General features: G+C 69.7%; 10 protein-coding genes and 1 pseudogene. 1 reads left to right on the top strand and 10 read right to left on the bottom strand.

The window, feature by feature from the left end; all coding sequences use genetic code 11:
* Positions 1 to 25 precede the first annotated feature (25 nt).
* Both ACOJUF_RS17325 and ACOJUF_RS17320 read right to left on the bottom strand, forming a co-directional pair.
* Positions 26 to 1180, bottom strand: a complete 1155-nt coding sequence (locus ACOJUF_RS17325) for a DegT/DnrJ/EryC1/StrS family aminotransferase (protein WP_420123066.1) — start codon at positions 1178 to 1180, stop codon at positions 26 to 28.
* A 54-nt stretch (positions 1181 to 1234) separates the two neighbouring features.
* Positions 1235 to 2431 (bottom strand): glycosyltransferase, encoded by a 1197-nt coding sequence (locus ACOJUF_RS17320; protein ID WP_420123065.1) that lies wholly within the window; start codon positions 2429 to 2431, stop codon positions 1235 to 1237.
* A gap of 455 nt (positions 2432 to 2886) precedes the next feature.
* On the opposite strand from ACOJUF_RS17320, the gene ACOJUF_RS17315 reads away from it, so the two are divergent.
* Complete coding sequence (locus tag ACOJUF_RS17315; RefSeq protein WP_420123064.1) at positions 2887 to 4167, top strand: glycosyltransferase family 4 protein; 1281 nt, start codon at positions 2887 to 2889, stop codon at positions 4165 to 4167.
* A gap of 21 nt (positions 4168 to 4188) precedes the next feature.
* Here ACOJUF_RS17315 and ACOJUF_RS17310 read toward each other — a convergent pair whose 3' ends face one another.
* From ACOJUF_RS17310 to ACOJUF_RS17275, 8 genes and pseudogenes are all read right to left on the bottom strand, one after another.
* On the bottom strand, positions 4189 to 5502 hold the full coding sequence (locus tag ACOJUF_RS17310; RefSeq protein WP_420123063.1) for a nucleotide sugar dehydrogenase: 1314 nt from the start codon (positions 5500 to 5502) through the stop codon (positions 4189 to 4191).
* Between the two features lie 84 nt (positions 5503 to 5586).
* Positions 5587 to 6873, bottom strand: coding sequence for a glycosyltransferase family 4 protein (locus ACOJUF_RS17305; protein ID WP_420123062.1), 1287 nt, complete (start codon positions 6871 to 6873; stop codon positions 5587 to 5589).
* Complete coding sequence (locus tag ACOJUF_RS17300) at positions 6870 to 7997, bottom strand: glycosyltransferase (RefSeq protein ID WP_420123061.1); 1128 nt, start codon at positions 7995 to 7997, stop codon at positions 6870 to 6872. Before ACOJUF_RS17300 ends, ACOJUF_RS17305 begins: the two co-directional genes overlap by 4 nt.
* 49 nt (positions 7998 to 8046) lie before the next feature.
* A complete protein-coding gene (locus tag ACOJUF_RS17295) occupies positions 8047 to 9462 on the bottom strand; it encodes a lipopolysaccharide biosynthesis protein (protein WP_420123060.1) in 1416 nt (471 codons plus the stop codon).
* Positions 9459 to 10412, bottom strand: a complete 954-nt coding sequence (locus tag ACOJUF_RS17290) for an NAD-dependent epimerase/dehydratase family protein (RefSeq protein WP_420123059.1) — start codon at positions 10410 to 10412, stop codon at positions 9459 to 9461. The genes ACOJUF_RS17295 and ACOJUF_RS17290 overlap by 4 nt, the downstream gene beginning before the upstream one ends.
* Positions 10403 to 11773: a glycosyltransferase family 4 protein gene (locus ACOJUF_RS17285; RefSeq protein WP_420123058.1), complete on the bottom strand. Its 1371-nt coding sequence runs from the start codon at positions 11771 to 11773 to the stop codon at positions 10403 to 10405. The genes ACOJUF_RS17290 and ACOJUF_RS17285 overlap by 10 nt, the downstream gene beginning before the upstream one ends.
* 131 nt (positions 11774 to 11904) lie before the next feature.
* Positions 11905 to 12795: a dTDP-4-dehydrorhamnose reductase family protein gene (locus ACOJUF_RS17280; protein ID WP_420123083.1), complete on the bottom strand. Its 891-nt coding sequence runs from the start codon at positions 12793 to 12795 to the stop codon at positions 11905 to 11907.
* 91 nt (positions 12796 to 12886) lie between these two features.
* Positions 12887 to 13119, bottom strand: a pseudogene (locus ACOJUF_RS17275) (capsular biosynthesis protein); the annotation flags it as partial.

Below are 13119 nucleotides of genomic sequence, written 5' to 3'. Positions count from 1 at the left end.
GCCCGTCACCGGCCAAGGGGTGCCGTCACAGGTAGGAGCCACTCGGTTCCCCGGGGAGCCCGACCTCGGCGTCCAGGCACTGCCGGATGCGCAGGGCGACCGTCTTGACGGCCGCTTCGTCCAGATCCACGTAGGTGGGGAAGTTGATCCCGCGCCGGCTCAGGTCGATGGTGACCGCGAAGTCGCCGTTCTGGCGATGGGCGGGAAGCTCGTGGATGGGGACGAAGAACGGCCGGGTATCGACCCCGACCTTGGACAGGCGGATGGCGAGTCGATCCCGGAGATCGGTCGATCCCTCCGCGCCGATCAGGAAGGACGCCATCCACGGCCCGCGCCGGACGTCCGCGCCGGTCGGCTGGGCCGTGATCATCGCGGTCCCGGCCAGGTGTTCCTCGTAGCCGGCGACGACCCGGTCGCGCTCGGCGATGATGTCGTCGGCGCGATCCAGCTGCGCACAGAGCAGGGCCGCGCACAGATTGGTCATCCGGTAGTTGTATCCCAGGATCGGGAACCAGTAGCGCCGTTGCGGGTCCATTCCCTGGCCGCGCAGCAGCCGCATCCGGTCGGCCAGCGCCGGATCGGCGGTGGTGACGCAGCCGCCCTCGCCCGAGGTGATGATCTTGTTGCCGAAGAACGAGAAGACGGTGGCGTCGGCCAGGGAGCCGGTCGGCCGGCCCCGCACGGTGGCTCCGAAGGACTCGGCCGCATCGGCCAGCAGGAACAGGCCGTGCCGGCGGGCGATGGCCCGGAGCGAGTCGTAGTCGGCCGGATGTCCGTACGCGTCGACCGCGATGATCGCCCGGGTGCGCGGGCCGATCGCCGCTTCGACGGCCACCGGGTCCAGACACCAGGTCGTCGGCAACACGTCGACACAGACGGCACGAGCGCCGCAGTAGGCGACGGCATTCGGCGTCGCCACGTAGGTCAGGTCGGGCACGATGACCTCGTCGCCAACCCCGATACCGGCCGCCGCCAGCGCCAGGTGCAATGCGGTCGTGCCGCTCGTCGTCGCGACGGCCGAGTCGACCCCGCACCTGATGGCGAACCGCTCTTCGAACTGGCGAAGGTAAGGCCCGATCGACGAGATCCATCCGCTGCGGAACGCCTCGAGCAGATAGCGTTCCTCGATGTCGGACAGGCTCGGTCGGGATACGGGGAAGGATTCCTCGGTGGTCTCCATGGCGCGCTCCGTCGTGGTCGGCTGCTGGTGTGGGTGAAGGGCGACCCGGATCGGTCAGGTCTGCGGATGGAGCATCCGGCCGAAGTCGGAGCGGGGAATCGGACCCGGCCGGCCCTCGGCGACCCAGGTCAGGACGTCCAGGTAGTCCCGGCCCGTCGCCGCCCAGGTCCGGCCAGCCAGTCGTGTCCCGGCCCGCACCGAGGCGGCCGCGAATCGGTCACGGTCGGCCAGCAGCCGTCGCACCGACTCGGCCAACGCCTCCGGATCCCGCTGGGCGAAGACCGTCGCCTCGGCGCCGGTGAACTCCAGTTGGGCCAGCAGGGGCTCCGAGTCGGCGCAGGCCACCGGAAGGCCCCAGGCGAAGGCCTCGAGCATCGCACCGCTGGCGGCTTCCCACAGCGAGGGAACGACCATGGCGTCGGCGCGGGCGTACAGGCGACTCAGATCGTCGGCCGATACGAAACCCGGGAACGAGACGCGTCCGGCGAGATCGGGCTCCGCGGCGCGCGCGAGAAGCCGGCTGGCCTCCGGCTCGACCAGCGGGCCAGGGCAGATCAGGCGGTACCCGGGCAGGAGGGTCATCGCTTCGAGCAGGACGGCGTGATTCTTGTGCTGGGCGGTCGACGAGGGGTAGAGCAACAGTCCCGGCTCGGGATCGGCCGGCAGGATTCGGGCCGGCAGCTGGAGCGGTGGGACCGGAATCAGCACGATGCGATCGCGCAGGTGGGGGAACCGGCGAAGGGCCTCACGGTAGGGGTGCGGCCACGAGACGATCACAGCGGCCGCCCGTTCCATGTTCTTGCGCTGCTGCTCGGCGTACCCCGGGGCCCGGAAGGACTCGTGGAAGGCGCGGAAGTCGTGCATCACCACGACCGAAGGTCTCGGCGGAAGCGGACCCGTCCCGGTCGGCAGCAGCACCACATCCGCCTCCCGGTGGCGATCCGAGGTGCTCCGCCGGGCCAGCATGACGGCCGAACGCATGCTCCGCGAGTCGCGGACCGCCGGCGGAGCCCACCGGCGGGCCCATTGTCCGACCCGGGTGTCGGTGCGCAGAGGCATCCGCGATTCGCGCCAGATGATGTGACTCGAAGGCACGATCGACCGCCACTGCTCGGCGGTGCCGTGCAGGACGGTGACGTCGAGCGGATCGCGTGCGACGCCCGAGATCCCCTTGAGCAGGCCGGCTGTAAACATCTCCACCCCGGCGCTGTGCCCGAGCCGGATCATCGAGGTCTCGACGGCGATCTTCATCGGCCCGGCCGGGCCGGCAGTCGATCGGCGAGTAGCATCGTCACACTCACTCCCCTGCGGAATGGGCAACGCCGCTGTGATCGCTGCCGACGTCGACCCCCTCGCCGTACGTTACCCTATGCAAGCACTCAACTACTAGGGGTTATCGATCGGTTTTGGTCCGTGTGGCGGGATCAACCCGCCCGGGGGTTCCGACAACCGGCGGATCGATCCGGAGGACGCGTGAAGAGCAGTGAGGGCAACAGGTGTCGAAGTTCCTGGCGCCGCTTCGCTCGCGGCTCGGCGCGCGCCGGCCGGGCCCGTGTCCTGACCCGCGGGCTCGGGAGCGGTCCCGGTCCGGGGCCCCGCCGAGTCCGCATCATCACGACCGTCACCACCGTCACCCCCGCCGACGGTCGCCCGAAGGGCCGTTCGCGATGGGTGCAGGCCCGCCGACCGGGCCGGTACGGAGCGTCATGACCTCGATCCGCCCGAGCCCCCCGGCTGGCCCCCGGCGCTCGGAAGTGGCTTCTGAGCAGGCTGAGTCGGGCGGAGGGGGGCCCGGCGTCGTCGTCCTCTCCGACTACTTCCCGCCGGCATCCAGATCGGGCGGCCCTCTCCGCTCGATCCCGGCGATCGTCCGATCGGAAGCCATGAGCACGCGGGTCTGCGTGCTGACCCGGAACCGGGACTTCGGAGTCCGCCGACGATTCACCGCCGAGGAGATCGAACAGGCGGACCGGACGCTGCCCGGAGTCGTCGTCCGTCGATTCCAGGGGCTGGTCCAGCCATTGACCCTGTGGCGGGCGTTGCGACAGGAACTGGCACCGGGGTGCCTGCTCTACGTGAACAGCCTCCTCTCGCCCCTGTACAGCCTCTGGCCGCTGGTGCTGATGAGATGCGGTGCCCTGCCTCGGCGTCGGGTCCTGCTCACCCCACGCGGTGAGCTGGCCCCGGCGGCGCTGGCCACGAAGTCGACCAAGAAGCGAATCGCCCTCCCGTTCATCCGCCGGATCCTGTCCGGGCTCGACCTCGTCTGGCAGGCCTCCAGTGATCGTGAGGCCGAGGAGATTCGTTCCTTCATCGGCGAACTCGGTCAATCGGTGATCGTGCGATCCCACCCGCCACCGGCGCCGCAGCGAGTCGCGGCCCCGGACAATGCGGTCCTGACGGTTGCATTTGTCGGACGGATGGTGCCGGGCAAGAACTTCCGGTTGCTCGCCGATGCGCTCCAGGGCGTCGAGTGTCGGATTAGGGTCCTCGTGGTGGGAATTCTGGAGGACCAGGCCTACTGGCGCAGTTGCCAGTCGAGCCTGGGCCTAGCCGGGCCGAACGTGGAGGTCGTCACCACGGGCCACCTGGAGCACGACGACGTGATCGAGACCCTCCACCACGCCGACGCAATGGTCCTGCCGACCCGCGGCGAGAGCTTCGGCCACTCGATCGCCGAGGCCCTCTCGCTCGGCTGCCCGGTCGTGATCCCCGACACGACGCTGTGGACCGACATGGTTCGCCAGGGCGGCGGCACCATCATCGAGAGCGACGACCCGGCAATGCTGGTCGAGGCCCTGACCGCGCTCGCCCGGCGCGACGCCGGGGAGCGTCAGGCGGCGCGACTGACGGCGGCGGAGCTGTACGCTCGCTGGTGGCGGGCGGACCAGCGGCGAAGCTCGCTGTTCCGGCTGGCTCGGCACGTGCCGCGGGATCCGGGCCGGCCGCTGAACGGCACCGGGCAGGCGCCGGACGGCCCCGGTTGACCGGACCGGGTGCCGGTGCCGTCAGGCTCTGACCAGCATGCGGGGACCGGGTCGGCCGCGGCGGACGATGTTCCTGGTGTCGACGACGATGGGGACGTCGTCGTAGAGCTGGGGGCTCACGAAGTCGTCGTGGGCCGTCGCCACGACAACTGCGTCGTACGCGCGCAGCACGCCGTTGTCCAGCGCGACGGATGTCATGGCAAAGTCCCATTTCCGGCTGCGCGTCATGGCCGCCAGGTGGGGGTCGCAGTAGTCCACTCGCGCTCCGCGCCGGGAGAACTCGGAGATCAACTCGTAGGACGGCGATTCCCGGTCGTCGTCCACATTGGGCTTGTACGCCAGGCCCATGATCAGGATTCGGGCGCCGCGGACGGCCTTGCCGTCCTCGTTGAGGGCCGACGCCGTCTTGGCGACGACCCACTCCGGCCTCGACGCGTTCACCTCCCCGGCCAGCTCGATGAAGCGGGCCCAGCGCCCGTGTTCGGCAGCCTTCCAGGCGAGGAAGAACGGATCGAGCGGAATGCAATGGCCGCCGAGTCCTGGCCCTGGATAGAAGGGCATGTACCCGAACGGCTTCGTCTTGGCCGCGTCGATCACCTCCCAGACGTCGATCCCCATCGGGTCGAAGACGGTCTTGAGCTCGTTGACCAAGGCGATGTTCACCGACCGGAAGATGTTCTCGAGCAGCTTCGCCGATTCGGCGACGGCCGCCGATGAGACCTGGACGACCTTGGTGACGGCCGTCGAGTACAGGGCAACGGCCAGCGCCGTCGACCGATCGTCAAGGCCGCCCACGACTTTCGGAATTGTACGCGTGGTGAAATCGCTGCGGCCGGGGTCCTCCCGCTCCGGTGAAAAGGCGAGGTAGAAGTCGCGTCCGCAGACCAGGCCCGACTCCTCGAGGATCGGCCGGAGCTCGTCTCTGGTGGTCCCCGGGTAGGTGGTGGATTCCAGCACGACCAGCTGGCCGGGGCGCAGCCGGGCGGCAATCTCCCGGCCGGTCGCATGGATGAACGAGTTGTCCGGTTCCCGGTGACGACCCAGCGGCGTCGGCACGCAGATCAGGACGGCGTCGCAGCCGGCGAGCAGATCGAAGTCGGATGTGGCCCGGTAGTTTCCGGATCCAACCGCCGCAGCGACTCGCTCATCGCCGATGTGCCGGATGAAGGATTCGCCGCGGTTGAGCCGGGCCACCTTGGCGACGTCGGTGTCGAAACCGACGACAGTCATCATGTTCTCGGCGAACAACAGGGCCAGTGGCAGGCCGACGTATCCCTGCCCGATCACGCCGATGCGTGCCGTCCTGGCCAGGATCCGGTCCATCGTCCGGTCCATGTGGACATCCTCCACTGCGAGCCCCCTGACCCGAACGGTCGGCCGAGATCCATCCGGCGCCGCCGTTGCGGCGGCGACCCTATACTACTTTACGTGACTAGGGGATAGCACAATGTAGCCGTCCGAATGCTGACCCGACGAACCCGGAAATCTCAGGAAGGTGGCGACCGGGTCGCGCCAGCTGCGGTAGTCGAACGACTGCCAGGCGCGGCTGCGCGCCGCCCGGCTCATGGCCACCCACTGGTCGTCGGACACCTGTAGCGCCCGCGCCAGCCCCCGGGATACGGCGCTCTCGCCACATCCGTCGAGGATCAGCCCCTCGATCCCGTCGCGCACGTACTGAGGTAGGTCGCTGGTGTGGTTGAGCAGCACCGGGCACCCGGCGGCCAGGCTTTCCGGCACCTTCGACGGAAAGCCGTGTGTCGCATACCCGTCGTCGGGGCGGACCAGTACCGAGAAGTGCGATCCGGCGAGCAGATCCAGCACGGTCCTACGTGGCACCCGTCCGAGAAAGGTGATATCGGCCTCGATCCCCGCCAGCGTCAACGGACTCAGGTCGCTGTTCAGGGCGTCGGCGCCGGAGATGCCGGCGATGGTGAGGTGGATCCGCCGCTGGTCAACGGGCGGGAGGGTGCCGATGCCGGCCACGACGACGTTCAGCAGGTCCTTGCGGCCAGGAGTACCTGCATAGATCAACCTGAGCCCCTGGGTCAGGGGCGGTCGGTGATGCGGCGCGAAATCGCGGCAGTCCAGCGGCGCCGGCACGGTGAGCGCGTCCAGGCCGGATCGACGCATCGTGGCGGCCAGCGAGGTGGATGCCGTGGTCACTCGGTGCACGAGCAGTCTGGTCAGCAAGGTCGACCATCGGTGGCGGACGAAGTAGGGAGTCAACCGGCCGCGGGGGAACTGCTGTGGATCGTGCCGCTCGGTGACGTCGACGACCACCTGGCACCGGAGCAGCGCACGGAAGACGGCCCAACTCCCGATCGTCATGACGTTCATCGGGAGAACGACGGTCGAGATGTCGTCGCGACCCAGTCCGTGCTGCCGCAGGGCCCGGACGGCTCGGAACGCGCGCGTCTGCCGGCTCAGCAGGCGGCGCAGCCGGCCGCCGCCCTGGCCGCCCAGGGTGATCAGTTGCGCACCGTCGATGGTCCTTCGGTCGTCGTCACCCCGGGAGTCCGGGTGGTCATGCACCAGGATCGGGGTGCCCCCGATCCCGGCGGCGGATCGGGCCAGGTTCCACTGACGAGTGGCGCTGGCGTCACCGTCCGGCAACGGGCTGGCCGTGATCAGCACGACCGGCCGGGAGCCGGCCACCGGTCGACCGGCCGCCGCCTTGGGGGCGCCGAGGCGCGCGGGTGGGGTCATCGGGCGGCCCGGAGCGGCCGGCGGCCGCGGTGGGGGCGCCGTCGGTACATCGCCAGGTGGGTGTCGATGACGGCGTCGAGGGCGAAGACGCTGTCGCGGAATCGATCGGCGGCGGTCTGGCGGTCGCCGGCGGCCGTGAACCGAACCGCGTCCAGGGCCGCGTCGGCCCACTGGTGGGCCGGCGCGTTCGCCGGAACGATCGCGACGCCGGGGAGTTCGCCCGCGATGAGCCGGACACCGGGGAGATCGGTCGCCACCGTGCCGACGCCGACGGCCACGGGCTCGAGAACACTGCCCGGCAGTCCCTCCAGGCACGAAGGATGGATGACCGCGTCGACCTGCCCCAGCAGCGAGCCGATATCGGTGCGGACCCCGATCAGATGCACCTTGTCCGCGACCCCGGCCGATTCGGCGGCGCGGCGCACCCGGCCGTCGTCGGCGTCGTCGCCGGCTCCGACCAGAACCGCATGGGCGCTGATCCCGCGATCCCGCAACTCGCCCAGGATGGGTGGGATGAGCCACCGACGCTTCTCCGGCGAGGCTCGGCCCACCGTGAGGAAGACGAGATCGCCGTCCCCCGCGCCGATCAGCGCGCGCAGGTCGTCCGGTCCCGGGCGAAGCAGCCGGCCGAGATCGAGCCCGTTGAGCACGACCTGGCAGCGTGGGTCCTGACGCCAGGTGGGGAAGCCGTGGTCCAGCGAGCTGGGGGAGACGCCGATGATGTCCGTGGCCGACCATCGGAGCAGCCGGCGCCCGATCCACCGGGTCGCCCGGCGGCGGTGGCTGCGGGGCAGGTTGTCGTCCCCGTGGAAGTGTGCGACCCGGACCGGTACGTCGGCGAGCGCGGCCAGTGCGAGCGGAATGCCGGAGAAGTTGGCGCAGTCGACGTGAATGACCGTCGGCCGCATGTCGCGGAGCAGGCGCAGGAACCGGACCGGGAATCGGAGGTCCAGCGGTATCGGCGTGATCGTGCCGCCGTGCTCCTGGCCGACGTCCAGGAGCGGGCCGGTCCCCGGTTCCGAGCCCAACGGAAGCAGGTGGGTCGTGGCCCCGGCCCGGGCCAACGGTGGCACCACCTCGGCCAACCGCATCTCGGTCCCGCCGGTGCCCGGCACACTCAGCATCCGCAGGACGGTGCAGGTGGCGCCGCACCGATCGAGAGTCGTGATGGTGTCAGGGTGCATCCGGGCTGCCTCCGCGGTCGCTGGACAGGGGTGTATCGAACGGCGATCGTTCGGGATCTCGCGCGAAATCTCTCAGGGTGCGCCGGTATCCGATGATCACGGCGGGACCCATCGTGACCAGGTAGGCCAGCGACGCGGCGGCCGGAACGGCCACGAGTCCGAACTCGTGCAGGCCCCAGACCTTCAGGCCGGTGGCCAGCGGCAGGAAAGTCAGCCAGCCGACCAGCTGGGGACGCAGCAGCCCGACGCTGTTCTGCGCCATCGTCATCGGAACGGCCATCGCGACCAGCAGGGTCCAGAGGCCGAGCCAGCCGAAGACGGCCTTCGGCACCCACTCCTGATCGGCCCCGCCGACCCAGATGGTCAGGACCTCCTGACCCCAGGCGAGGAGCCCCAGGCCGATTGTCGCGACGATCACGATGTTCACCAGGATCATTCGGCGGGTGTTCCGGCGAACCCAGGGGACGTCGCCGGACGTCAGCGCGGCCCCGTTCACCGGCCACACCGTCATCCCGACCAGCCCGACGAACATGGTGACGACCGCGAAGAGCTTGCTCACCAGCGCGAAGTGCGCGGCCTGCTGGAGGCCCAGAGTCGATGCGATCAGCGGGCTGTCCAGATTGTTCGCGACGGTGGCGATGGTCGTGAGGACGAAGAACCGAAGCCCGAGCCGCAGGAGCCCGGTCAGGGTGGCGCGGTTGATCAGGCGGGGACGGGGGGCGATGCCACGGGACTGGAATCCGAAGAAGACCAGATTGTTGACCGCGCTGGTCGCCGGAATGGCGAAGACGGCGAAACCCACGACCACCAGGGGAGGCAGGTCGCCGGCGATCGCGGCGAGCACCCCCGCCACCGACACCAGGGCCCCGGCAGTCTGCCAGAGATTGCTGAGCACGGTCTGCCCTCGGGCGTACTGCACCCGCTGGATGAGAGACAGCGGCATGTAAAGGGCGAACCCGCCGAAGCACATCAGGACCAGGGTCGGCGCCTCGCCGGCGATGGCCGGATCCGTGACGCCGAACAAGTCCGCCCACGGGATCAGCGGATTGACCAGCAGGAGGCCGCCGAACAGCGCAGCGGCCACCGTGAACACGCTCGCGTAGGCGCTGGAGATTTCACGGGCCTGTTGGGGCTGGTCGCCGGCCAGCTGTCCGAGCCGGGTCAGCAGGCCACTGCCCAGTCCCAGGTCGGTGAGCCAGGCCATCGCGGTGAGCGCCGTGACGGCCATCCACAGGCCGTAGCGCTGATCGCCGAGGTAGCGGAAGCACACCGGAGTGATGATTAGCGGGGCGATCAGTCCGACCGCCCGGGCCACCACCGCGGTGGACATGCCGAAGGCGACCAGGCGGTCCCGGTCGGCTCCGGTCGCCGGCCCGGACCGTTCCTTCGCCGCGGCGCGGGTCACCGGAGCTGGGCGAGCGTGCGCGGCGAGTCGGCCATCCAGCGAATCGTCGCCTGCAGGCCCGCGCGCCGGCCGACGGGATCGATGGCCGGGAACAGTTCACGCAGCAACCGGTCGTCGGCCAGGGAATGGGCGACGTCCCCGACCCGGCCCGGCTCGAATCGCCGCGGGACCCGGTGGCCTAGTTGGTCCTCGAGTTCCTCGAGGATCTGCAGCAGGCTGGCCGGCGCACCGAAGGCCAGGTTGACCGGCTGGGCATGATGAACGCGCCGCCGGATTGCCTCCAGGAGGACATCGCACACCGTGCCGACGTAGGTGAAGTCCCGGGACTGGGTGCCGTCGCCGTGGACGACGACCGGATCCCCGCTGAGCGCGGCGTGAACGAAACGCGGGATCACCGCGGCGTAAGCATGGTCGGGACGTTGGCGCGGGCCGTAGACGTTGAAGAATCGGAACACCAGCACGGGTAGGCCGTACGAGGTCTGGTGGGCCAGGGTGTAGGCCTCGGCGGCGAGTTTGCTGGCGGCGTACGGACTCATCGGTCGGGTCCAGGCGAGTTCGGACTTGGGCAGGGCCGGATTCGATCCGTAGACCGACGACGACGAGGCCACGATGACGTGCCCCACGCGATGCCGCCGGCAGGCTTCCAGCAGCAGCAAGGTACCGGTCGCGTTGACCTGGTGGGAGCGCACGGGATCGTCCAGGGACCGTGGCACGCTGCCCAGGGCACCGAGATGGACGACCGCGTCCCGGCCGGCCACGGCCTCGTCCAACGCCCGTGGATCCAGCAGTGAACCCTCAATGAACGTGACGTCGGTCCCGTCGAGATTGGTGAGCAGGCCGGTCGACAGGTCGTCCAGAACGGTGACTTGGTCGATCTGCGGGTCGGCCACGGCCGCCCGGGCGAGGTTGGAACCGATGAACCCGGCCCCACCGGTCACCGTCACACGCATCCCCGGATCTCCCCTCCGGGCCGGCCGCCCGACTCGAATCCGCGCGGGCGGTGGGTCGCCGCGAGGCCCGGCACGGTGCCGGCGTCGTCCGGTCGGGCACTCGTCGCCGAGCGATCGAAGGCGGCCGTGAAGAGGGACCGATCGTGCACCTGGTTCGCCGCCCACCACTGCGCGTATCGGTGAGCGACGGTCCGGCGGGCCGTATTCCGGGTCGATCGAGGCTCGGCCGCGAGGTGGTCCAGGGCTCGCCGCAGACCAGCCGGATCGTCGAGATCGATCACCCATCCGCAACCGTCGCTCATCAGAGCCGTCCAGGGCGTCGTGTCGGGAATGAACACAGGACATCCGACGGACAGTGCCTCGGCGATGGCATGGCCGAAGTTCTCCCCCAGGGTGGGCAGGACCATGGCGTCGGACCGGCGCAGGACCTCGATGACGTCGGCTGGCTCGATGTGACCCATCACGTGGACCGAGACATGGCCGGGAAGCTTGTCGATCAGCTCCCGGCATCGCTCCCAGTAGTCCTGGTCCTCGATGGCCCCGGCCACGACGATGGTGGTGGGTTCGGTCAGTGTCAGGGCGGCCCGGACCAGGAACTGGAAATTCTTGATGGGAACCATGCGGGCGACGAAGCAGACCGTCAGGCAGGCGTTCTCGGGTGCCGATGGAAGTGCCGGCGGCATGGCTGGGTCGTTCCGGACGAAGACCGGCTGCATGCGACGGCCGAGGAAGCGGGTCACGGAGTCGGCCTCATCGGCGGTCGAGGCGTGCCAGGTCAGGTCCAGGCGGGCGAGCAGCGGGCGGATCAGCCGGCCGACCAGTCGTTTTCGATGAGGCTTGATCGCCAGCGCCCCGGTGCCCAGCTCGCCGCGCGGAGCCAGCAGGATTTGCCGTCGAGGGACCAGGCCGGTCGCCATGAGAAGCAACGGCCACAGGGTGAACCAGGGCGAGAACATGCTGTTGAGGTACAGAATGTCGAAGTCCGCGGGCTGACGCAGCCGGCGCCAGATGGCGATCCACGCCCGTCCGGAGGGGCAGCGCCGGATCGAGGCCGGCGGCAGGACGTGGTCGACCGCCTCGGTCTCGGCAGTGGTGAACGGTTGGCCGGTGCCCAGATCGGCGTTCCTGGTGAGGATCTCGATGCTCGTTCGAATCGACTCCTCGGCCACGATCGCGGCGATCGATCGGGGCGCCCCGCCGGCCCGCACGGCCGGTGGATAGTACTGGCACGTGATCAGGACGCGGGGGACCAGCTGATCCGCGGCGGTGGCTCCCGCGCCGGCGTCCGGGACGGCATGGCCTTTCGCCGGGACGGCCATGCTCTCCTCCAGCAGATGGGGAATCGACCAGGCGACACGCATTCCCGACCCCGGTCCGCGCCCCGCCCACCGACCGGCTCCGTGGCGGCAGCGGGAGCGGACGCTCGTCGACGTTACTAAGAGTGCTTCTGTGATTACCAATCGTAACACTCTGGACGAGCGCATGCTGTCGCTCAGGCGGTGCCGGCGCCGGCCCGGGCTCGCGCCGGGTCGCGGGGCGGTGGGTCCGCCATGGCGGCGACCATGCGTTCCCAGGAGGCCGGCCGAAATCCGGTCCGCTGACGGAACCGGTCGGAGTTCAGGCTGCGGTCGATACGCGGCTCGTCGAGGGGGACGATGCCCACGTCGTGCTGGTACGCCTGCCGGAACAGGTTCAGCAGGTCGTACTTGTTGATCGGCTCGGCGGAGACGTGATGCATGCCGTAAAGGCCGGGATCCGGCAGGACGTACCGGTCGAGGATCGAACACAGTTCGACGGTCGGCAGGCCGCTGAAGATCGCCTGCCGGTAGCCGCCGATGGTGCCGCGCTGATGCAGGAACCATTCGAGAAGCCCTTGCCGACCGTCCAGTTCACGCCCGATGATCGAGGTGCGGAGGGTCAGGCAGTGGGATTGCCCGGCCAGTTCGCCCAGGGCCTTGGTCCGGCCGTAGAGATCGATCGCGTCCGGTGGATCACTCTCCCGGTAGCCGCCTCGGGTCCCGGCGAAGACACAGTCCGTGCTGATGTGGATCAATCGGCATCCCGCCTGCTCACACCACAGCGCCAGCCGGTGCGGCAGCAGGGCATTGATCTCGATCGCGGGGATGGCCTGCCGGGCGAGCTTCTGTTGTTTGACGAGGCCGATGCAGTTGACGACGACGTCCGGCCGTACCTGTTCGAACACGTCGATGATCGAGCGCTCCGCGAGCGCGTCGACTCCGGTGACCACCTGCACCCCCGGCTCCAGCCGCTCGGCCAGGGCCGCCGGCACCGTCGGACTGCGGAGGGTTCCGACCACCTCATGACGGGCGGCCAGACCGGACAGCAGCGCGTGACCCAGCATTCCCAATGCACCGAGGATCATGATCCGCACGAAGGTCCCCTCCCGATCGACGGCCGTCGCCCGACGACCCGGGCCCGGGACCGGGCCGATTCCGGCCCGGCCCCGCGTCCCGTCACGAGGTCACTTCCAGCGAGGCCGTCGTCATCGGCGAACGGGACTCGACGAGCGGGCTCGCGGTCGCCCGTTCGGTCGTGGACGGCGCTGTCGGCGATCGGAAGTCGTCGACGGCCGGTTGGTTCGGGGGTTGGTGCGGGGTGGGGTCTTGGGTGGGGGCGTAGCCGTAGCCGTAGCCGTAGCCGTAGGTGGAGGTGGCGTGTTGGGGGACGAAGTTGAACACGGTGCCCA

The organism is Nakamurella sp., from assembly GCF_048594475.1.
Lineage (GTDB): Bacteria > Actinomycetota > Actinomycetes > Mycobacteriales > Nakamurellaceae > Nakamurella.
The sequence above is the reverse complement of the archived record's forward strand: the minus strand, read 5'-3'. Positions and strand labels throughout refer to the sequence as shown.

What these genes read in the sequence shown, in the direction of transcription:
- ACOJUF_RS17325 (WP_420123066.1), bottom strand. Translation starts at nt 1,180, where the DNA reads ATGGAGACCACCGAGGAATCCTTCCCCGTATCCCGACCGAGCCTGTCC.
- ACOJUF_RS17320 (WP_420123065.1), bottom strand. Translation starts at nt 2,431, where the DNA reads ATGAAGATCGCCGTCGAGACCTCGATGATCCGGCTCGGGCACAGCGCC.
- ACOJUF_RS17315 (WP_420123064.1), top strand. Translation starts at nt 2,887, where the DNA reads ATGACCTCGATCCGCCCGAGCCCCCCGGCTGGCCCCCGGCGCTCGGAA.
- ACOJUF_RS17310 (WP_420123063.1), bottom strand. Translation starts at nt 5,502, where the DNA reads ATGGACCGGACGATGGACCGGATCCTGGCCAGGACGGCACGCATCGGC.
- ACOJUF_RS17305 (WP_420123062.1), bottom strand. Translation starts at nt 6,873, where the DNA reads ATGACCCCACCCGCGCGCCTCGGCGCCCCCAAGGCGGCGGCCGGTCGA.
- ACOJUF_RS17300 (WP_420123061.1), bottom strand. Translation starts at nt 7,997, where the DNA reads ATGCTGAGTGTGCCGGGCACCGGCGGGACCGAGATGCGGTTGGCCGAG.
- ACOJUF_RS17290 (WP_420123059.1), bottom strand. Translation starts at nt 10,412, where the DNA reads ATGCGTGTGACGGTGACCGGTGGGGCCGGGTTCATCGGTTCCAACCTC.
- ACOJUF_RS17285 (WP_420123058.1), bottom strand. Translation starts at nt 11,773, where the DNA reads ATGCGTGTCGCCTGGTCGATTCCCCATCTGCTGGAGGAGAGCATGGCC.
- ACOJUF_RS17280 (WP_420123083.1), bottom strand. Translation starts at nt 12,795, where the DNA reads ATGATCCTCGGTGCATTGGGAATGCTGGGTCACGCGCTGCTGTCCGGT.